16 protein-coding genes are annotated in these 19621 nt (G+C 66.1%); 8 read left to right on the top strand and 8 right to left on the bottom strand.

Going from position 1 to position 19621, the window contains the following annotated elements:
- Positions 1 to 51 precede the first annotated feature (51 nt).
- Genes HWY37_RS15280 through HWY37_RS15260 form a run of 5 tightly spaced genes read right to left on the bottom strand, consistent with a single transcriptional unit; the run spans position 52 to position 4540 of the window.
- A complete protein-coding gene (locus tag HWY37_RS15280) occupies positions 52 to 771 on the bottom strand; it encodes an ABC transporter ATP-binding protein (protein ID WP_176088965.1) in 720 nt (239 codons plus the stop codon).
- Positions 768 to 1502 carry an ABC transporter ATP-binding protein gene (locus tag HWY37_RS15275; RefSeq protein WP_176088964.1) on the bottom strand — a complete coding sequence of 245 codons (735 nt, stop codon included), beginning with the start codon at positions 1500 to 1502 and terminating at the stop codon, positions 768 to 770. Before HWY37_RS15275 ends, HWY37_RS15280 begins: the two co-directional genes overlap by 4 nt.
- Positions 1499 to 2446, bottom strand: coding sequence for a branched-chain amino acid ABC transporter permease (locus HWY37_RS15270; protein WP_176088963.1), 948 nt, complete (start codon positions 2444 to 2446; stop codon positions 1499 to 1501). The genes HWY37_RS15275 and HWY37_RS15270 overlap by 4 nt, the downstream gene beginning before the upstream one ends.
- On the bottom strand, positions 2443 to 3306 hold the full coding sequence (locus HWY37_RS15265; protein WP_176088962.1) for a branched-chain amino acid ABC transporter permease: 864 nt from the start codon (positions 3304 to 3306) through the stop codon (positions 2443 to 2445). Before HWY37_RS15265 ends, HWY37_RS15270 begins: the two co-directional genes overlap by 4 nt.
- Before the next feature lie 25 nt (positions 3307 to 3331).
- The gene (locus HWY37_RS15260; RefSeq protein ID WP_176088961.1) at positions 3332 to 4540 is read right to left on the bottom strand and encodes an amino acid ABC transporter substrate-binding protein; all 1209 of its coding nucleotides are present in this window, start codon (positions 4538 to 4540) and stop codon (positions 3332 to 3334) included.
- Positions 4541 to 4792: 252 nt separating this feature from the next.
- On the opposite strand from HWY37_RS15260, the gene HWY37_RS15255 reads away from it, so the two are divergent.
- The 8 genes from HWY37_RS15255 to HWY37_RS15220 all read left to right on the top strand — a co-directional run bounded on the left by HWY37_RS15255 (position 4793) and on the right by HWY37_RS15220 (position 14870).
- Entirely contained in the window at positions 4793 to 7255 is a 2463-nt protein-coding gene (locus HWY37_RS15255) for a penicillin acylase family protein (protein WP_176088960.1), read from the top strand.
- A gap of 235 nt (positions 7256 to 7490) precedes the next feature.
- On the top strand, positions 7491 to 8675 hold the full coding sequence (locus HWY37_RS15250) for an alpha/beta fold hydrolase (RefSeq protein WP_217706387.1): 1185 nt from the start codon (positions 7491 to 7493) through the stop codon (positions 8673 to 8675).
- A 47-nt stretch (positions 8676 to 8722) separates the two neighbouring features.
- Positions 8723 to 10426, top strand: coding sequence for an AMP-binding protein (locus tag HWY37_RS15245; protein WP_176088959.1), 1704 nt, complete (start codon positions 8723 to 8725; stop codon positions 10424 to 10426).
- Positions 10423 to 11277, top strand: coding sequence for a VOC family protein (locus tag HWY37_RS15240; protein ID WP_176088958.1), 855 nt, complete (start codon positions 10423 to 10425; stop codon positions 11275 to 11277). Before HWY37_RS15245 ends, HWY37_RS15240 begins: the two co-directional genes overlap by 4 nt.
- The gene (locus tag HWY37_RS15235) at positions 11274 to 12431 is read left to right on the top strand and encodes an FAD-dependent monooxygenase (protein ID WP_176088957.1); all 1158 of its coding nucleotides are present in this window, start codon (positions 11274 to 11276) and stop codon (positions 12429 to 12431) included. Before HWY37_RS15240 ends, HWY37_RS15235 begins: the two co-directional genes overlap by 4 nt.
- Positions 12428 to 12886 (top strand): acyl-CoA thioesterase, encoded by a 459-nt coding sequence (locus HWY37_RS15230; RefSeq protein WP_175206492.1) that lies wholly within the window; start codon positions 12428 to 12430, stop codon positions 12884 to 12886. The genes HWY37_RS15235 and HWY37_RS15230 overlap by 4 nt, the downstream gene beginning before the upstream one ends.
- Before the next feature lie 75 nt (positions 12887 to 12961).
- Complete coding sequence (locus tag HWY37_RS15225) at positions 12962 to 13753, top strand: TetR/AcrR family transcriptional regulator (protein WP_175206493.1); 792 nt, start codon at positions 12962 to 12964, stop codon at positions 13751 to 13753.
- 142 nt (positions 13754 to 13895) lie between these two features.
- Entirely contained in the window at positions 13896 to 14870 is a 975-nt protein-coding gene (locus tag HWY37_RS15220) for a Bug family tripartite tricarboxylate transporter substrate binding protein (RefSeq protein WP_246302310.1), read from the top strand.
- A 61-nt stretch (positions 14871 to 14931) separates the two neighbouring features.
- Here HWY37_RS15220 and HWY37_RS15215 read toward each other — a convergent pair whose 3' ends face one another.
- The 3 genes from HWY37_RS15215 to ilvD form a co-directional block, all read right to left on the bottom strand.
- Entirely contained in the window at positions 14932 to 16305 is a 1374-nt protein-coding gene (locus HWY37_RS15215; RefSeq protein ID WP_176088956.1) for an FAD-dependent oxidoreductase, read from the bottom strand.
- Positions 16306 to 16354: 49 nt separating this feature from the next.
- Entirely contained in the window at positions 16355 to 17641 is a 1287-nt protein-coding gene (locus HWY37_RS15210; RefSeq protein ID WP_176088955.1) for an MFS transporter, read from the bottom strand.
- A 66-nt stretch (positions 17642 to 17707) separates the two neighbouring features.
- The gene (ilvD, locus tag HWY37_RS15205; protein ID WP_175206496.1) at positions 17708 to 19417 is read right to left on the bottom strand and encodes a dihydroxy-acid dehydratase; all 1710 of its coding nucleotides are present in this window, start codon (positions 19415 to 19417) and stop codon (positions 17708 to 17710) included.
- Between the last annotated feature and the right edge of the window lie 204 nt (positions 19418 to 19621).

Genomic DNA, 19621 nt, shown 5'->3' with positions numbered 1-19621 from the left:
ATCGACCAATGTAGGCTCGAAAACAGGCTTGCGCAAGAGGCGCGGGCGCCTTCAGATTCCCAGATAGGCTTGCCTTACCTTGGGATCGGACAGCAGCGATTGCGCCGGGCCGCCCAGCGCAATGCAGCCGGTCTCCATCACATAGCCGCGGTCCGCGCCGCTCAGCGCCAGATGGATGTCCTGCTCCACCAGCAGCACCGTGACGCCTTCGCCGCGGATGTCGGCCAGCACGTCCATCAGCTGTTCGACCACCACCGGTGCCAGGCCCAGGCTCATTTCGTCGATCATCATGAGCACCGGCGCTGCCATCAGCGCGCGCGCCATGGCGCACATCTGCTGTTCGCCGCCGGACATGCTGCCGGCCAGCTGCCGGCGCCGTTCCGACAGGCGCGGGAAGTAGGCGTAGACCTTGTCCAGGTCGCGCGCGATGGCGGCCTTGTCGCTGCGCCGGTAGGCGCCCATCAGCAGGTTGTCCTGCACCGTCATGCGGTCGAACAGCTGCCGTCCTTCGGGCACCTGCACCATGCCGCTGGCGAAGGCCTGGTCCGGCGTGGCGCGCGACAGCTGCCGGCCGTCCATCATGATGCTGCCGGTGCTGGGCAGCACCCGCGACAAGGCTCGCAGCAAGGTGGTCTTGCCCGCGCCATTGCTGCCGACCAGGGCCACGATCTCGGCGCGGCGGACCTCCAGCGCGATGTCGCGCAGCACCGGCAACTCGCCGTAGCCGGCGCTCAGTCCTTCCACCTTCAGCAGCGGCGCGGCTTCGTTCATGCGCGCCTCTTGCCCAGGTAGGCCTGCACCACCTCCGGATCGGCCAGCACCTCTTCCGGCGCGCCGTCCGCGATCTTCTCGCCGTGGTGCAGCACCAGCAGCCGGTCGGACAGGCTCTTGATGGCCTTGATGACGTGCTCGATCACCAGCACGCTGATGCCGCTGTCGCGCACCTTGCGGATCACTTCGATCACTTCGTCGATCTCGACCAGATTGAGTCCGGCCATGACTTCATCGCACAGCAGCACCTTGGGCTGCATCGCCAGGGCCTTGGCCAGCTCCAGCCGCTTGCGGCCCGGTCCGCCGAGCTCGTCGGCGCGCTGGTCCACGGCGCGGCCCAGCCCGACGAAATCCAGGCAGGCCCGGGCCTGTTCGCGCGCCAGCGCCAGCTTGGGCTGGCCGCCGCCGCGGCCGAACAACGCGCCCACCGCCACGTTGTCCAGCACCGACAGGCCAGGGAAGGGCCGCATGATCTGGAAGGTCCGGCCTATGCCCAGCCGCGCGCGGCGGTAGGCGGGCATGCCGCCTATGGGCTGGTCGTGATAGAGGATCTCGCCCTCGCTGGGCGGCAGCGTGCCGCTGATCAGGCTGACCAGCGTGGTCTTGCCGGCGCCGTTGGGGCCGATCAGGCCCAGGATTTCGCCTTCGGCCAGCGTGAAGCTGACCTGGTTCACGGCCACCAGTCCGGCAAAGCGCCGGCTCACATTGCGCACGTCCAGGATCGCGCTCATAGCCGGTGCGCCCGAATGTTCTCGATGAAGTAGCGCCAGCCCGACCTGCGGAAGCGGCGCAACAGGTCGGCCAGCCCGCGTGGCATCAGCACCACGGCGGCCACGATCACCGCGCCGAAGAACAGGCCCGCCACGCTGGTGATCTCGCTGGACAGCAGTTCCGATATGGCCGACAGCGAGAACGCGCCCACCACCGGGCCGAGGATGGTGCCCGCGCCGCCGAACACGGCCATGATGATCATCTTCACGTTCAGGCTGATGTCGAAGGCGCTTTCCGGATCCAGGAAGGTGATCCAGTAGGCGTGTATGCCGCCAGCCAGCGCGCTGAACACGCCCGAGATCGCAAAGGCGGTCACCTTGTACAGCGTGGTGTTCACGCCCATGACGGCCGCGCCTTCCTCGTTTTCGCGGATCGCGATCAGGCCGAAGCCGAAGCGGCTGCGTGTCAGCCACGCGACCGTGAGCGTGGCCAGCGCCAGCAGGCCCAGCGACAGTTCGTAGAACAGCGGGTCGTTGTTCAGCGGCGGCAGCACCAGGCCGATGTTCTGGCCGGCCAGGCTGATGTTGGAGACGATGGCGGTCATGACCTGGGCCAGCGCCAGGGTGGCGATGGCGAAGTAGTGGCCGCGCAGGCGCAGCACCGGCAGGCCCAGCAGCACGGCAAAGGCCACGGCCAGCGCCACGCCCAGGGCCAGCCCCGCCGCGAAGGGCAGTTCCCACTGCACCATGGCGATGGCCACGCCGTAGCTGCCCAGGCCGTAGAACACCGAGTTGCCGAAGGACGCGTAGCCCGTGTAGCCGCCGATGATGTTCCAGCCCTGCGCCAGCACGGCCAGCAGCAGGGTATTGATGCCGAACTGCACCAGCACGTCCGAGCCATACCAGGGCACGCCGGCCAATACGGCCAGCGCCAACAGGACGAGGAGCCAGCGCCAGGCTTTCATGCCGCCTTGCCCAGAAGGCCGCTGGGCTTGACCAGCAGCACCAGCACCAGGATGCCGAAGCTGGCGACGTCGGCGTAGGTCGGCCCCACGTACAGCGTGGTCAGCGATTCCACGATGCCCAGGAACAGCCCGCCCACCATCACGCCCAGCGGGTTGTCCAGCCCGCCGATGATGGAAATGGCGAAGCACTTGGCGGTCAGCGTGGCGCCGATGTAGGGATTGATCTGCGAGACGGTGCCGTACAGCCCGCCGGCCGCGCCCGCCTGCGCCAGCCCCAGTCCGAAGGTGACGGCGTACAGGTGGCGCGGTTCCACGCCATAGAGCCGCGCCGCGACCAGGTTCTGCGCCGTGGCGCGGATGGCGCGGCCCAGCCGGCTGTGCAAGAGGAACAGCCACATGCCCAGCGTGATTGCCAGCGCCACGCCGAAGGCGGCCAGCCGCGCCATGGGCAGGGTGACGGGGCCCAGCGTGTAGCTGTCGCCGGCATAGGGCGGGTTGATGGTGCGGAAATCGGCCGAGAACGCCAGCTGCGCCAGATAGGTCAGCACGACTTCCAGGCCGAAGGTGATGAGCAGCGTGTTGAACATGGGCGCGCGCACCACCAGGTTCAGCAGGCCGCGCTGCAAGGCGTAGCCCAGCACGAACATGGCGGCGGCCGTCAGCGGCAATCCCAGGAAGGGATCGACGCCGGCGTCGTTGTACAGGTACCAGGATGCATAGGCGCCCAGCATGATGAAGGCCCCATGCGCCAGGTTGACGATGTTCAGCACGCCCCACACCAGCGCCAGGCCTTGCGCCATCACGGCGTACAGCCCGCCGAGCAGCACGCCGTTGACGAGGATTTGCGCAAGCAGGTCCATCGCGTCCTCCCGGAAAACGTGGACCCTAGCGCGCGTTCCAGGCCGGCATCGGGTACTTGGGCTGCGTGATGAAGCCCTTGGCGCCGTAGATTTCGGCCAGCTTGTCGCCCTGCACCTGGATCACCACCTGCGGCAGGTCGATCTGCCCCTGGGCGTTGAAGGCCACGGGACCGTACAGGCTTTCGAACTTGATCTTGGCCAGGGCGTCGCGCACCTTCTGCGGATTGGTGCTGCCGGCGGTTTCCATGGCGTAGACCAGGGCCTCGACGTCGGCCACGCCGGACGCCGCGTGATAGTCCGGGTCATAGCCGAACTTGGCCTTGTAGGCGCGGGCGAACTGCTCCGCGTCGCCGAACCAGCGGTCCTTCAGTTCGGCCGACGGCAACCACGCGGTCATGCCGAAGGCGTAGTCCGCGTCGCGGCCCAGGGCCTTGCGGAAGTCTTCCGAGGGCACGCCGACCGTGAAGGAATACATCTTGGGCGCGACGGCCAGGCTCTTGGCCTGGCGCACGAAGTTCAGGATCTCGGTTTCGTGCCCGGCCACCAGCACCGCATCCACGTTCTTGCTCTTGATCTGCGACAGCAGCGAGTTGAAGTCCGTGGCGTTGGTGCTGTAGCGCTCATCCATGGCAACCGTCAGCCCGGCGGCCTTCAGCAGCGGGCGCGTGCCCTCGGCGACCGAAACGTCGAAGGAATCGTCGGCATACAGCAGGGCGACGCTGGCTGGCACGGGCTTGAGCGCCTTCAGCATTTCCACCGTGCTGCCGAAGTAGTTGCTGGCCGGCGCCAGCGTGCCGAAGATGTACTTGAATTTGCGCGAGAAGATCTGGTCGGAGGCGCCGCCGCCCTGGACCATGGGCACCTTGTACTTTTCCGACACCGCGGAATCGGCCAGCGCGAAATTGCTGGCGAAGGGGCCGAGCAGCAGAGTGGCCTTGTCCTGGGTCACGAGCTGCGTGTACTGGCGCACGCTCAGATTTACGTCCGACTGGTTGTCGTAGATCTTGAGGGCCAGCTTGTGGGACGTGCCGTCGATCTTCACGCCGCCTGCGGCGTTGATCTGGTCCACCGCCATCTGGTAGGCATCGCGGTAGTAGCGGCCGGTATTGGCGACAGGACCGGTCAGTTGCACGGACGCGCCCAGCAGGACGTCGGGCGCCGGCGCCGCTGCCACTGCGCCACCCTGCAGGGCAAGCGCCAAAACGGGCAGGGCGAGCAATAGTCTCCGAGACATGGTGATGTCTCCTGCAAGTTTTTATGCACTCCATTCTCGGCGCTCGCGGTTACGGATACCTGAACTGATGCGCGCAATAGTGCTGGTTACATATTCTGACTGAGCTGATCAAATGAAACAGCGTTCCCAGCGGGGGTAATTTGGTTGTACATATACCCAGGGCCTGGACAGGTCCTGACTGTCGCATCGGGCGGCATGACCCCTCGAAAGCCGGCAGGCAGATACAAGAGAAATAAATCCGAGGAGAAGTCGATGCGTACGTTCAATCGCAGGGCCGCCGCATGGCTGGCGGGCGGGTTGATCGCAGTGCTGGCAGGCTGCGCGGCGCCCGGGGGCAAGAAAGAAACCGTCGATATGAAGGGGCTGTCGCAGCCCGTGGAGATCGTGCGCGACCGCCACGGGGTGTCGCACATCTATGCGCAGAACCAGGAAGACCTGTTCTTCGCGCAAGGCTTCAGCGCGGCGCGCGACCGCCTCTGGCAGCTGGACCTGTGGCGCCGCCAGGGCGAGGGCAAGATGGCCGAACAGTTCGGCCCGCGCTTCGTCGAACAGGACCGCGCGGCGCGGCTGTTCCTGTACCGCGGTGACATGCAGGCCGAATTCGCCAGCTACCATCCGCAAGGCAAGGCGATCCTCACGTCGTTCGCGGCCGGCATCAACGCCTATGTCGATTGGGTCAAGGCGCATCCGGAACAGATGCCGCCGGAGTTCAAGCTGACCGGCACCGAGCCCGGCTATTGGAGTTCCGAGACTTCGCTCATCCGCATCTACGGCCTGACGCGCAATGTCAGCGAGGAGGTCAAGATGGCGCAGCGGGTCGCGGCGCTGGGCTTGAACGCCGTGCAGGGCCTGACCACCTTCGAGCCGCCGCTGGCCTTGCAGGTGCCCGCCGGCCTGGACGTGCGCCAGATCGACAACACGGTGCTGGCCGACTACAACCTGGCGCGCAACGGCCAGAAGTTCGTCGCCGCCGACTTCCCGCGCAGTCCGCTCGCGGCCGCGCAACGCGAAGAGCTTGCGCGCGATCTGTCGGCGGGCATGCTGGCCTCGCTGGATCCGGCCTTCGATCCGATGGCGACTCGCTACGAGAGCAATAACTGGACCATAGGCGGACTGCACACGGCCAGCGGCAAGCCCATCCTGGCGGGCGATCCGCACCGCTCCATCACCATGCCCTCGCTGCGCTACATGGTGCATCTGAACGCGCCGGGCTGGAACGTGATCGGCGCGGGCGAACCGGCGCTGCCTGGCGTTTCCATGGGCCACAACGACCGCATCGCCTTCGGCCTGACCATCTTCGCCTTCGGCGACGAGGAAGACCTCTACGTCTACGACACCAACCCGGCCAAGCCCGACGAATACCGCTACCGCGGCCGCTGGGAAAAGATGCGGCAGGTCGACGAGTCCATCCCGGTGCGCGGACAGGCGGCCGCGGTGCGGCCGCTGATGTTCACCCGCCATGGCCCGGTGATCCACGTCGACCCGGTGCGCCACAAGGCCTACGCCTTGCGCGCGGCGTATCTTGAATTTCCTGGAACCGCGGCCTATCTGGCCAGTCTGCGCCTGAACCAGGCACAGAACTGGAACGAATTCGTCGCCGGCATGGAGAAGCACTACACGCCCAGCGAGAACATGGTGTACGCCGACGTCGACGGCAACATCGGCTGGTTCGGCGGCAGCATCGCGCCGATCCGCCCGCGCGCGGACTGGTCGGGCATGCTGCCCGTGCCCGGCAACGGCGACTTCGAATGGCGGGGCTTCCTGCCGGGCAGCGCGCTGCCGCGCGTATTCAATCCGCCGGAAGGCTATGTCGCCACCGCCAACGAATACAACCTGCCGGCGGACTACCGCTACAAGGACATGTCGGCGCGCACCTGGGCCGAACCCTATCGCGTGCAGCGCATCCGCGAGGTCCTGGCCGACAGCAAGGGGCAGACGGTGCAGGGCTCGCAAGCGTTGCAGTACGACAATCTGTCGATCCCGGCGCGCACGCTGGTGGGCTACGCTAAATCGCTGAACTCGGCCGATTCCGGGCTGACGCAGCCCCTGGGGATGTTGAAGGACTGGGATGCGCGAGTCGGCACGGAATCGCGCGCGGCCACCGTCTACGAATTCTGGTTGCCCGAGGTGGTCAAGCGCGTGACCGAGCTGTACGTGCCCGCCAATGGCCGCGCCGCCGTCGGCAATCTGTCGACCCAGCAGACCCTGGACAAGCTCGCCGCGCCGGACGCCGCCTTCGGTCCGCAACCGCAGCAGGGCCGCGACGCGCTGCTGTTGCAGGCGCTGGCCGACGGCATGCAGAAGCTGCGCGCCAAGCTGGGATCGGATTCCTCGCAATGGGATTGGGGCAGGCTGCACCACATCCAGTTCGAGCACAGCCTGGCCGCCTTCCTGCCGGAGTCCACGGCCAATGCCTTCGGCACGCCGCGCTATCCGGTGGGCGGCGATAACGACACCGTGCACCGCGGCACCTTCCGCAATAGCGACTTCCGCCAGATCAGCGGCTCGTCCTATCGCCAGGTGATAGACGTGGCCGATTGGGACAACTCGCGCGTGCAGAACGTGCCGGGCCAGTCGGCCGATCCGCGCAGCCCGTACTACCAGAACCTGCTGAAGGACTGGTCCTCGGGCGTGTATTTCCCCATGGCGTTCAGCCGCGCCAAGGTGGATAGCGAGAAGGCCGATACGCTGACGCTGAATCCGGCGCAGCGTTGAGGTGTAACGCGGGCCGCGGGCGCAGCATGCGCGTCTTGCGGTCCGCTGGCCCCGCCGGCCGCTGCCGCGCAGGTGGGGCGCTTTCAGGCGCCGCTTTCGATAATTAATTGACACCCAGGTAAATAACTCATAAATTATTTACCTGGGTATCAATTATTGGGAGAAGCACGTGGCGGAGAAAGAGATTGCCGCGGTGACGGCCGGCATGCGGGGCGCGTCCTGGGACGCGGAGTTGATGCAACGGTCGTACAAGGTCGTGCCCTATGCCCTGGGCACGGCGGACGGGCAGCGCACCTTGGGCTTCCTGTTCACGGCGACTGGCCAGGAGCGCACCGTGGTCTCGCTGATGCATCCGCGCGAGATGTCGGTCACGCACTACATGGTGCCGGCGGCACTGGACGCGGGCTGCGCCTGCTGGGTGCAGGGGCCGCGCTCGATCGGCAACGACCTGCGGCTGGAACACGAGATCGCCTTGTTCGACGTGGCGGCCGGCATGCGGCATCTGCGGGACCTGGGCTACGAGCGCATCGTGCTGCTGGGAAATTCGGGCGGCGCCGGGCTGTACTCGCTCTACAACCAGCAGTCCCTGCTGGCGCCCGAGGCCCGCATCGCCAAGACCCCGGGGGGCCGGCCCACCAAACTGGCGGAGCTGGACATGCCTGTGGTAGACGGGCTGGCGCTGCTGTCGCCGCATCCGGGGCAGGGCAGGCTGCTGATGTCGGGCCTGGATCCCTCGGTCGTGGACGAGGCCGACCCGATGCGCACCGACCCCGCGCTGGATCCGTTTTCCGTCGTCAACGGCTATGACGCGCAGGCGGGCCAGGCCCGCTACGACGCGGCATTCCTGGAAAAGTACCGCGCCGCGCAGGTCGAACGCGTGCGGCGCATCGACCAGCATGCGCGCCAGCTGCTGGCAGCCAAGCAGGAGGCCCGCGCCAAGGTCAAGGCCGGTTCGCAGCATCCCCTGGACCGGCAGCAGGCCGCGTTCGCGCCGATCTTCCAGGTGTGGCGCACGGATGCGGACCCGCGGGCCTGGGACGTGACGCTGGACCCCTCGGACCGGAAGACGGGTTCGCTCTGGGGCAAGGATCCCTTTGTGTCGAACTGGGGCAGCGTGGGTTTTGCCCGAGTCGTCACGCCAGAGTCATGGCTGTCGACCTGGTCGGGGCTGTCGTCGAATGCCTCGCTGGAGCAGACCTTGCCGGCGGTGCGCCAACCGACCTTGCTGATCGAGTACACGGGCGACCAGTGCACGTTTCCCGCCGACATCGAGGCGATCTACGGGCAGATCGGCACCGACGCCAAGACGCATGTGCGGGTGCGCGGCAACCATCACGGCATGGCGCTGGCCAAGGACGAGCCGGCCGGCCGGACGGTGGCGGCCAGGCATCTGGAAGCGTGGCTGCGCGAGCATTTCTGATCGAGCGGACAGGAGACACGCCCTGCGCGGGCGCAAGAGGAAAACCGATGACGAGTATGGAAAGCATCCTGCCGGCCGAGCGCCTGCCAGGTGTGCGCTACCCGGACGAAGACCGGCTGCGCGAGTACGTGAGGCAGGGCGTCCTGACCGCAGAGACCCTGGCAGGGGGCTTGCGCGACGCCTTCGCCGCCCACGCCGACGGGTTGTCGCTGGTGGGGCCGGACGCGCACTACACCTATCGCGAACTGGACGAACGCAGCGACAGGCTGGGCGCGGCGCTCCTGGCGCTGGGGCTGCGTCCGCTGGACCGGGCGATTTTCCAGTGCGGCAATAGCCACGAGCTGCTGGTGGCGTTTTGCGCCTGCCTGAAGGCGGGGATCATTCCGGTCTGCTCATTGCAGGCCTTCCGCAAGCTGGAGATCGAGTATCTGGGAAATCTTGCGCAGGCGCGGCTGCATCTGGTGCAGGGCGACGATCCCAAGTTCGACGACGTGGCCTTCGCGCGCGAGATGCAGCAGCACGTGCCCACGCTGGAATATGTGCTGCAGGCGCGCGGCACGGCAAGGGCGGGCGCCGCGTCGATAGACGCCCTGATCGCCGCGATGCCGCTGGAAGCCGCGCGCGCGCGTTTGGCTGAGGTGTCCTTGCACCCGTTCCAGGTCGCCGTGTTCCAGCTCTCGGGGGGAACGACCGGCGTGCCCAAGATCATTCCGCGCTTCCAGTCCGAATACCTCTACAACATGCGCGCCGTGGCGGCCTGGAACGGCTACACCAGCGACGATGTGCTGTTCTTCCCGACGCCCTACATGCACAACCTGAACATGGGGTGCTTCTTCGGTCCGTTCCTGCTGAGCGGCGCCCAGGTCACCGTGTGCCGCAGCCTGGACGAGGCGACGTTGCAGTCCCTGGTCCGGACCTACCGTCCCACCTGGTTCGGCGTCGCAGGGCCGATACTCACGCGCATCCTGCCCGAGCTGAGCCGCGCGGATGCCGGCGAAAAGACGCGCCGCCGCTTCATCACGCCGCGCAATGCCGCGGGCCTGACCAGGACCACCGGGTCGCCGGCTTTCCACATTTTCGGCATGACCGAGGGCGTGATCATGTTCGCCAGGGAAGGCGACAAGGCCAGCGTGCTCGAAAGCTCGGTGGGCAGGCCGGTCTCGTCCCATGATGAGGTCCGGATCGTGACGCCGGGCACCGACGCCGAAGTCCCTGTCGGAGAAATCGGCGAAGCGCTGTTCCGAGGGCCCTACACCATACGCGGCTATTACAGGTCGGAGACTGAGGACGTCGGCCGCTTCACGCCCGACGGCTTCTACCGGTCCGGCGACCTGATGCGGTGCGAAGTGCACGAAGGCCGGCGCTACTACTACTTCTGTGGACGGATCAAGGACGTGGTGGACCGGGGCGGGGAAAAGATCAACGCCGAGGAAGTCGAGAACGTGCTCAACGGCCACCCGGGCATCCTGACCTCGGCCGTGGTCGCCATGCCGGACCCGGTCTATGGCGAGCGCGTGTGCGCCTTCGTCATCGCGCGGGGAGAGGGCGCGGCGCTGACCTTGCCCGCGGTCTGCGGCTATCTGCAGGAGGTGGGCCTGGCGAAGTTCAAGTGGCCGGAACGCCTTGAAGTCGTGGACGAATTCCCGCTGTCCGCGTCCGGAAAACTTAGCAAGAAAGCGCTGCGCAGCCAGATCGCCGCCACGCTGGAGGCCGAACGCGGCCTGCACATGAATGGAGAGCAAGCCAAATGAACCCGTCCCTGTCCGCAACCTCCGCCATCCCCTCGGTGCGCCTGCATGGCGTGCACCACACGGCCCGGCCCACCTGGAAGCTCGCGGAAACCGTGCGTTTCTACCGCGACCTGCTGGGCCTGCCCTTGGTGCATGCCATCTCCGCCAAGGGCTGGGGCCCGCAGAACCATCCTGACTTCCTGCATTTTTTCTTCGATAGCGGCAACGGCAGCACCATTGCCTTTTTCTACTACATCGGCACAGAGCGCCCGGAACGCCTGGCGCCCACGGATCATTACCAGGACCGCGCCACGCACACCGCCTGGCGCGTCGAGAGCGAGGCCGAACTGCTGCAATGGCGCGCGCGGGTGGAGGCTGTCGGCATTCCGTTGCGCTACCAGATCCGTCACGAAGTGATCGAGTCCATCTACTTCAACGATCCCAATGGCTATCCCATCGAGATCACCTGGCAGGTGCGGCCCTTCAGCGGGGAAGACGCGCAGGACGCGCAGAACACGCTGGAAGCGGCGATGGCGCTGGAGGAGGGCGGTTTCGCCTGCATCGAGCCGGTATGGCAGGCCAAGGGCGCCGCGCTGGGCGCGCAGGCGCAGGACAAGGCGGCCATCTACGTGCTGGACGTGCCGGAATTCAAGCCCTTGCTGGATGCCGCGCAAGCCAACCCGGGCTACGTCACGCAGGCCGCGGGCAATGGTTATGTGCGCATCGTCGGCAACCCCGGCCTGCGGTTCCAGCGCAAGGAACTGGGCTTCAAGCCGGCCGTCTGGTACGGCGCGCTGACCGGCGGGCTGAACGGCAGGATCGAGCAATTCGACATGGACGTCCTGGCCATACAACCGCTGGAGCAAGCATGAAAGCCGCCATCATCGGAGGCGGGCCCTCGGGCCTGTTCCTCGCCATCCTGCTCAAGCGGCACCAGCCCGACGCGGCCGTCACCGTCTATGAGCAGAACCCGGCCGGCGCCACCTTCGGCTTCGGCGTGGTCATGGCCGACAAGGGGCTGGACCGGCTGCGCGACGCCGAGCCCGCCGTATTCGACGCGCTGGCCGGCGCCATGCGCTTCAGCGACCGGCAGGTCATCGTCTCGAACGAGACGCCCATCACGGTGCAGCGCCCAGGCAGCGGCGGCGCCATACCCCGCATCGAGTTGCTGCGCATCCTGGGCGACCATGCCCGGCGCCTGGGCGTGGACCTGCGCTACGAGCAGCGTATCGAGGATTTCCAGGCGCTGGACGCCGACGTCGTGGTGGGCGCGGACGGGATCAACTCGCGGGTGCGCGATAGCGCCGAGGCCGAATTCGACGTGCAACGCCACAGCCTCACGAATCACTTCGCATGGTATGGCGTCGAAAAGGCCTTCCCGTATCCCAGCCTGGTGTTCCGCAAGCATGGCGCGGGGTACTTCGTGGCGCACTACTATCCGTACTCGGCGACCATGAGCACCTTCGTCGCCGAGTGCGATCACCGCAGCTGGCAGGACCTGGGCATGGAGGCGATGAGCGCCGACGCGCGGCAGCGCCTGTTCGAAGAGGTCTTCGCGCCGGAGCTGGACGGACATGCCCTGGTCTCCAACCATTCCAGCTGGCGCCAGTTCCCGGTCATACGCGCGCGCAACTGGTTCGCGGGCAAGCGGGTGCTGATCGGCGATGCGCTCAGCAGCGCCCACTTCTCCATCGGTTCGGGCACGCGCATCGCGATGGAAGACGCCATCGCCCTGGCCGATGCGCTCAACGCCTCGCCCGGCGACATCCCCCGGGCGCTGGACCACTACTACCGCAAGCGCCAGCCGCAAAAGCAGAAGCTGATAGGCGCATCGGAAGCGTCCTTCAACTGGTACGAACGCATGCGCGACTGGATGGACGCCTATGGTCCGCAGGAGTTCGTCTTCCGCTTCATGACGCGCACCGGCCGGGTCGATATCGGCAGGCTGCGCGAACAGTATCCCGCCCTGGTGCGGGAGTTCGAAGCGGCCGGACTGATTCCCGCCGAATGCGAGGGGCAGGCATGAGAGCGACGGAAATGGTCTGGAGCACCGAGCCCTTCGTGGTGCGGCGCGAAGTGCGCTGGGGCGATTGCGACCCGGCGGGCGTGGTCTACACCGGGCGCTTCACTGATTACCTGCTGGGCGCCATGGCGCTCTACACCGAGCATCTGGGGGAGGGCAAGCGCCTGGGCGACGCGCACGGCGTCGGCACGCCATGCCGGGGCATGTCGTTCGACTTCACCGGCACGCTGTGGCCGGGCGACGTGATCCACATCGAATGCCGCGTCGGCGCCTTGCGCACGCGGTCGTTCGACATACAGGCGCGGGCGCGCCGGCCCGACGGCGCCGAGGTGTTCTCGGCCGTGTTTTCGCCCATCTGCGTGCGCCTGGATGCACGCGAGGGCACGCCGGTGCCGCCGTCCCTGCGCGCCGTGCTGCTGCGGCACGGCGCAAGCGAGGCGGGCGGAGTGGAGCGCTGAGCGGGCGGTTTATTTGCCAGGGAGGCAATAAAACCTTAGGATGCCCCGTTCATCCAGCCATCCCAGAGCGCCGATATGCCCGCCACGAAAAAGCCCGCCGCCAGCGATGCCGCGCCGCGCAAGCGCGGCCGTCCGCCCAGGGTCGAATCGCCGATCAATGACGAAGCCACGCTAAGCCGGGCCACCATCATCGACCGCGCGATCGCGCTGGCGCGCGAGACCTCGCTGGAGCAGATCTCCATGGTGCAGCTGGCGCGCGACTTCGGCGTCGCGCCGGGCCTGATCCACTATTACCTGGGCGGGCGCGACAAGCTCATTTCCGGCGTGCTCAACAACTATTACCGCGAACGCCTGGCGCGCATGCCTGCGCTGACAGGAGACTGGCGCGCGGATATCGAAGCCATCGCGCACGTCAGCCTGACATATGCCGTGGAGAACCCTGGCGTCAGCACCTACGTGGCGTCGCATAACCGCTTCCGGCTGTTCCAGGACGTGGACTCTGGCGAGACCGACTTCGGAGCGGTGTTCTTCAACCACGTGACCACGGCCTTCATGCAAGGCGGCTTCTCCGCCGAACAGGTCGCGCTGGCCTACCATCTGCTGGCCCAGTTCCTGGTGGCCAGCAGCCGGGCGGAAGCGTCCAAGCAATTGCCCGTCTACCACCGCGATTTCATCCGCAGCCGGCTTGAAGCGATGCCGGCCGACCGCTATCCCGGCGCGCGCTACGTCAGCACGGCGTTTTCCAGCCTGGGCACGGAACAGGCCTTCGAGACGGGCCTGCAGATCCTGCTGGACGGCATCGCGCAATGGGCGCCCGCCGCCCAGGCCAAGCCCAAACGCAAGCCTGCTGTCCGCAAAACCTCCTGAATCTGTCGGGCGCGACGCCGCCTGACGCAGTGGTGTAAACCCTTATTTAACACCATATCAATTAAATCTATATTTAATTGATAGAGTGATAAATATGGCGTGGAAGCATCGACGCGTTCCGCGTTTCCAAGGAGGAGAGATCATGAAAGCACGACGCTGGCTGGCGGCAATGGCGCTGGTCCTGGGCGGCGCGGCGGCTGGCGCCGCCGAGCCCCAGCCTTATCCCGACAAGCTGGTCAGGATCATCGCGCCGACGGCCCCGGGCAGCGCGCCCGACATCATCGCCCGGCTGGTCGCGGACAGGCTGGGCCGGCAATGGGGCCACCAGGTCATCGTGGAAAACCGCCCGGGTGGCAACGGCATCATCGGCATGAACGCGCTGACCCGGTCCGAACCTGACGGCTACACGCTGGCCATGTTCCACGCCGCCGCGGCCGTCACCACGCCGTTCCTGTACCAGGCGGCCAAGTTCGACATCGAACGCGATACCGAGGTCGTGGCCACGCTGGCCTATACGCCCATGATGCTGGTGACCACGCCTGGCACGCCATACCGCTCGGTCGCGGACCTGATCGCCGCGGCCAAGGGGGGAGAGGCCTCGGATCTGGTGATAGGCAGTCCGACGCGGGGCTCCATACCCAACCTTTCCGTCTACCTGATCGGCCAACTGGGCGGCCGCGAGTTCCGCCAGATCAGCTTCAGCGGCACGTCCCAGGCGCTGCAGACCCTGATCAAGGGCGATATCCCGGTCTATATAGATGGCATCGCGCCGCTGGTGCCTTTGGTGCGCTCGGGCAAGCTGGTCCCCATCGCGATGAGCGCCGACCGCAAGCTGCCGGGCTTCGAGAACATTCCATTGATCAAGGACAGCCTGCCGGGCATGGTGACGTCCGGCTGGTTCGCGATGTTTGCCCCCAAGGGCACGCCGGCCCCGGTCCTGGACACATTGCACGCGGCGATCAACAAGGTCCTGGAGGAACCCGAAGTGCAAAGCCGGCTGGCCGACCTGGGCACCTTCGCCATGCCGCTAGACCGCGCGCAGGCCGGCGCGTTCGTCCACGACGAAAAGCAGAAATGGGGCAATGTCATCTCTGCGGCGCAGGTGAAGGCGGAGTAGGGCATTGCGGGCAGCCGCCAGGAAGGATCTGGCGGAGTTGCTCGGGCCCTGGCCGGCCGCTCTATAAATTGCTGCCCAGCGCGAGCATGCGCGCGCGGATTTCCCCGCCGGCGAGATCACGCAAGCGACCTCCCGACTCGATGGAAAGGACCGCCGCCAGCGCCGCAGCCCTGCCGTATTCGAAGCACTGGGCGGTAACCCGGGCGGAAGCCAGCGCTTCATGCTCGGCGCTCAGGCAACGCCCGGCCACGATCAGGTTTTCGCCATGTTCCGGCACCAGGGCCAGGTACGGAACCTCGTAGTAGTCGTCCAGCAGCCAGTGCAGTTTCGGCTTTTCGCCCGCATGCAGCTCGATGGGCCAGGGGACCCGGCAGATGCCGTCCGCGCGTTTGCGGCAGCTGAGCACGTCGTCGTTGGTCAGCGTTTCCACGCCGACGATGCTGCGGGTCTGGCGCACGCCGACTTGCGTGCCGGTGTTGACGACGTAGCTGTCTTCGCAACCCGGCACGTTGTCGTTCAGGAAAGCCGCGTACTGGCGCACCTGCCTGCGGCCGTCGATCTCGGCCTCCGTGAAGTCCTCGGGGTTGATGACGTTCATCATGTGGCCGTCGCGCGAAGTCAGGCGGGTGGCGTTGACCAGCAGTTCGCCGGGGCGCGTGGTCGGAAAGATCCAGATTTTCTTGCGGGGCAGCGCGTAGCGTCCCGCGGCGTCGGCTTGTTCTATCGCCTCGCTGACTTTGGGCGGGTTGATGGTGTCGTCGCCCCAATAGTCCAGGAATTTCGGGATATCGACCTGGCCCATGCGGAAGAACATGGTGGGATTCTGGATCTTTCCTTGGTCGCCAAAAACGTAGCGGTAGCCGGCCCGGGCGATGACGGCAGCGTCGCCGGAGGCGTCGATGATGCGTTTGGCCAGCACCATGGATCGCCCGGCAGCGGACTCGAGGACGACGCCTGTGCAGGCATCGTCCTGCATGATGACGCCGCTGACGCTGGTGTGGAACAGTACTTTGGCGCCGGCGTCTTCAACCAGCTGGTCTGCGGTCTCGCTCCACATCAGCGGGTCGTGCGTGACAGTCCAGGTCTTGCCATAGCGTTGCGGGCCGGTAACGCCGCCACGGGCCTGCAGCGCGGCGCGAAAGCGTTCGGTGAAACCGGTCACGACCTGTTGGGGCCGGTTTTGCGTGTCGCTGGCCAGATACATGCCGCAGATGGTGCCCGACATGCCGGCCACCGCGGCGCCGCCGAAGAAGCCGTAGCGTTCGAGGATGAGCGTGCGCATGCCGGCTTCCGCGGCCGTGGTGGCGGCGGCGACGCCGGCTGCGCCGCCGCCGACCACCAGAACGTCGACCTCGGCCAGCACCGGCAGATCGGGCAAGGCGTCGTAACGGCTTTCGAGATGCCAGGCGGGAAAGTCGGGGGTCTTGTTGGCCATGTTGCCTCCATCAAGTGGCAAGCCGCCTTGCGGGCGGCTGTGCCTGGTTTTAGTCGATATCCTTGTGCACGGTTTCCGGTCCGAGCGCCAATGCGATCACAGTCAGGATGCCCATGCCCCCCATGTAGGCCACGATGGGCCACCAGTGTTGATAGTAGGTATACAACGCCGTTGCGATGAAGGGGGCCAGCCCGCCAGCAAGCAGGGAGCCCAGCTCCCGCGAGAACGCAAAGCCTGCCAGGCGGAATTCGGTGTCGAACAGTTCGGCGTACCAGGCCGCCTGGGGCGACAGCATGGCGGGATAGGCGATGCCCAGACCGACCGCAAAGCCCAGCGCGATGGCCCAGAACGCCTGGATGTCCAGCAGCATGAAGAAGGGCGCCAGCCAAAGGACCGAGAAGATGATGCCGCCCAGATAGACCTTCTTGCGGCCGATGCGGTCGGACAGGGCGCCATAGAAGGGAATCGTCACCAGCTGGATGGCCGAGGCGATGATCACCGCCCATAGCGCCATGGATTTCTCCAGTTTCAGCGTCGTCACCATGTAGGAAACGCAGAACACCGGATAGAGATAGGCAAATCCGTTCTCGCCCATGCGCGAGCCGATCACGATGAAGAAGCTGCGCGGATGCTGCTTGATCGCGGAGAACAGGCCGATCTTCCCGGCTTGGGCGGTCTGCTGGGTTTTCTCGAAGGCCGGCGGCTCTTCGATGTTGCGCCGGATCAGGTAGCCCACCAGCACGCAGGCCGCGCCCAGCAGGAAGGGCACGCGCCAGCCCCAGGCCATGAACTGTTCTTCGCTCAGCACATTGAGGAAAAAGAAGAACACCGCATTGGCCAGCAGGGTGGCGGCGGCAAAGCCCAGCGGAGCCCAGGCGCCGGCCGCGCCGCGCCTGCCTTTTTGGGCATGTTCGACCGACAGCACCACGGCACCGGCATACTCGCCGCCTGCGCCAAAGCCCTGGATCAAGCGCATCAGGACGAGCAGGGCCGGCGCCCAGAGGCCGATGCTGTCATAGCCGGGCAGCAGGCCGATCGCTGTAGTGGCGCCGCCCATCAGGAACAGCGTCAGCACCAGGACCGATTTGCGGCCGACCTTGTCGCCCAGATAGCCCAGGAACAGGCCGCCCAGGGGACGAGCCAGAAAGCCCACGGCATAGGTCGCGAAAGCGGCCATGGTGCCGACCAGCGGATCGCTGTTCGGAAAGAAAACCTTGTTCAACACGATGGCGGCCGCGGTGCCATAGATGATGAAGTCATACCATTCCAGAACGGTGCCGATGAATGCTGCAAGACCCGCTTTCCTGGACTTCTGTGCCTCTGTCAGCGTGGACATGATGGGCTGTCTCCCTGTGTCGTTGTTATGGTTTGCCGGGCCCGGGCGCATCCGCGCCCGTCCGGATCAGGCGGTTTGCGCGTGCACCTTGCGTTTGCCCAGCACCGCGCCCTGTTCGATGGGCTGCACCAGCTGGGCGTACTGCAGCAGATAGGTGCTGCTGCCGCCGCCCAGTTCCAGTTCGCGCGGACGCCATTCGGCCAGCCGGCGCGCAATCTCGTCCCGCGGGACGTCCATGTCGATCTTGCGATTGACGAAATCGATGTGGATGGTCTCGCCCTGGCGCACCACGGCCAAGGGGCCGCCGGCGGCAGACTCGGGCATCAATTGGCCGACGATGATGCCCCGGTTCAGGCCCGACAGCTCGCCGTCGGTGACCACGGCCACGTGCTCGGCGATGCCGGCGCCATTCAGCGCGGCCACAAAGCTGCAGGCGAAGACGGTGCCGGGGCCGCCGCTGGGGCCCATATTGCGCAGCACGATGACATCGCCCTTGTTGATCCTGTTCTCGCCCAGGGCGGCGATGGCCTCATCCTCGCCCTCATAGATGTTGGCCGGGCCGGAGAATTCGGCGCGTTCGCCGGGCACGGCCGACAGCTTGACGATGGCGCCGTTGGGCGCCAGATTGCCGCGCAGTATGCCCACGCCCGGGCGCTGGCTGACCGGGTCGGCCAGGGTGCGGATGATCTTGTCGTCCTTGACGCGGGCTTCGCTGATGTTCTCGCCCACGGTCTTGCGGGTCACGGTCAGCGCGTCCATGTGCAGGTGCTCGCGCAGCTGGCTCATGACGGCGGGAGTGCCGCCGGCGGCTTCCAGGTCTTCGGTGCGGAACGGGCCGTTGGGACGCACGGCGGTCAGCAGCTTGATGGCCTTGCCGTAGTCTTCATACAGCTTGACCACGTCCAACGGCAGCTCGGCCTCGGTGGCGATGGCGGCGATGTGGCGCACGGTGTTCACGGAACCGCCTACAGCCAGGACCATCATGACCGCGTTGCGGATGGCCTCTTCGGTGATGATCTGGCGGGCCGATACGCCGTGCCGGGTCAGCTCGACGATCTGCCGGCCCGCCGCCTGCGCGTATTCGTTGAGGCGGCGGCCGTTGGCCCAGATGGGCGAGTTGCCGGGCAGGGTCATGCCCATGGCTTCGGCCACGATGTGCATGGAGTTGGCCGTGCCCAGGCCCGCGCAGACGCCGGGCGACTGGATGGCCACCTCGGTCATGTCCGTCAGGTCCTTGAGGGTGATGCTGCGGGTGGCCAGCGCGCCGATCTGTTCATAGACATCGTCGATGTCAAAGAACTGGTCTTCGAACTTTTCGTTCGAGCACTTGCCGCCGATCTGATAGCCGCAGGTCAGGAGCAGGGTGGGGACGTCCAGTCGCGCGGCGGCCATCAAGTGGGCGGGCGTGGTCTTGTCGCAGGACGACAGGCAGATCATGCCGTCGAGCACCGCGCCTTCCATCATGCATTCCACCTCGTTGACCATCAGGTCGCGGGTGGGCATGAGGTACCGCGCCTTCTTGCCGGCGCTGGTGACGAAATCGCTGGGAGCGACGGTGCGCACCTCGAAGGCCAGGCCGCCGGCATCGCTGATGGCCTGCTGCACGATGGCGCTGATGGCGTCCAGGTGCACATAACAGCATGAGAGCTTGTTCGAGGTGTTGATGATGGCGATCTTGGGTTTGTCCATGTCTTCTTCACGGATGCCCATGCTGCGCCATTGGCTGCGGCGCACGGCCCAGCGGGTGGACCCTGGTTCAAAATTGCTTCTATACATCTCGTCGTCTCCGATCCTGGCGGTATTGCAGGGCTCGACATGCCGTTATGAGCCTCTGAGGATTGGTATGCTATCCGACTAAAAGTGGTAGGACAACTGTCCAATTAATCCAGAGAATCCCCAATTGCCCCGATTTGATGCCTGAGTTATTGGAAAGTGGACGGACCAATTGGACGAAGAGTGGTAAAGTTCGCGTTCACAAAC

Origin of the sequence: Achromobacter anxifer, from assembly GCF_903652925.1 — a bacterium.
GTDB lineage: Bacteria > Pseudomonadota > Gammaproteobacteria > Burkholderiales > Burkholderiaceae_B > Achromobacter > Achromobacter anxifer.
Note: the sequence above shows the minus strand (reverse complement) of the source record. Positions and strands in the feature narration are given on the sequence as shown.

Coding starts and splice junctions, on each gene's coding strand:
- HWY37_RS15280 (WP_176088965.1), bottom strand. CDS start 771: ATGAACGAAGCCGCGCCGCTGCTGAAGGTGGAAGGACTGAGCGCCGGC.
- HWY37_RS15275 (WP_176088964.1), bottom strand. CDS start 1,502: ATGAGCGCGATCCTGGACGTGCGCAATGTGAGCCGGCGCTTTGCCGGA.
- HWY37_RS15270 (WP_176088963.1), bottom strand. CDS start 2,446: ATGAAAGCCTGGCGCTGGCTCCTCGTCCTGTTGGCGCTGGCCGTATTG.
- HWY37_RS15265 (WP_176088962.1), bottom strand. CDS start 3,306: ATGGACCTGCTTGCGCAAATCCTCGTCAACGGCGTGCTGCTCGGCGGG.
- HWY37_RS15260 (WP_176088961.1), bottom strand. CDS start 4,540: ATGTCTCGGAGACTATTGCTCGCCCTGCCCGTTTTGGCGCTTGCCCTG.
- HWY37_RS15255 (WP_176088960.1), top strand. CDS start 4,793: ATGCGTACGTTCAATCGCAGGGCCGCCGCATGGCTGGCGGGCGGGTTG.
- HWY37_RS15250 (WP_217706387.1), top strand. CDS start 7,491: ATGCAACGGTCGTACAAGGTCGTGCCCTATGCCCTGGGCACGGCGGAC.
- HWY37_RS15245 (WP_176088959.1), top strand. CDS start 8,723: ATGACGAGTATGGAAAGCATCCTGCCGGCCGAGCGCCTGCCAGGTGTG.
- HWY37_RS15240 (WP_176088958.1), top strand. CDS start 10,423: ATGAACCCGTCCCTGTCCGCAACCTCCGCCATCCCCTCGGTGCGCCTG.
- HWY37_RS15235 (WP_176088957.1), top strand. CDS start 11,274: ATGAAAGCCGCCATCATCGGAGGCGGGCCCTCGGGCCTGTTCCTCGCC.
- HWY37_RS15230 (WP_175206492.1), top strand. CDS start 12,428: ATGAGAGCGACGGAAATGGTCTGGAGCACCGAGCCCTTCGTGGTGCGG.
- HWY37_RS15225 (WP_175206493.1), top strand. CDS start 12,962: ATGCCCGCCACGAAAAAGCCCGCCGCCAGCGATGCCGCGCCGCGCAAG.
- HWY37_RS15220 (WP_246302310.1), top strand. CDS start 13,896: ATGAAAGCACGACGCTGGCTGGCGGCAATGGCGCTGGTCCTGGGCGGC.
- HWY37_RS15215 (WP_176088956.1), bottom strand. CDS start 16,305: ATGGCCAACAAGACCCCCGACTTTCCCGCCTGGCATCTCGAAAGCCGT.
- HWY37_RS15210 (WP_176088955.1), bottom strand. CDS start 17,641: ATGTCCACGCTGACAGAGGCACAGAAGTCCAGGAAAGCGGGTCTTGCA.
- ilvD (WP_175206496.1), bottom strand. CDS start 19,417: ATGTATAGAAGCAATTTTGAACCAGGGTCCACCCGCTGGGCCGTGCGC.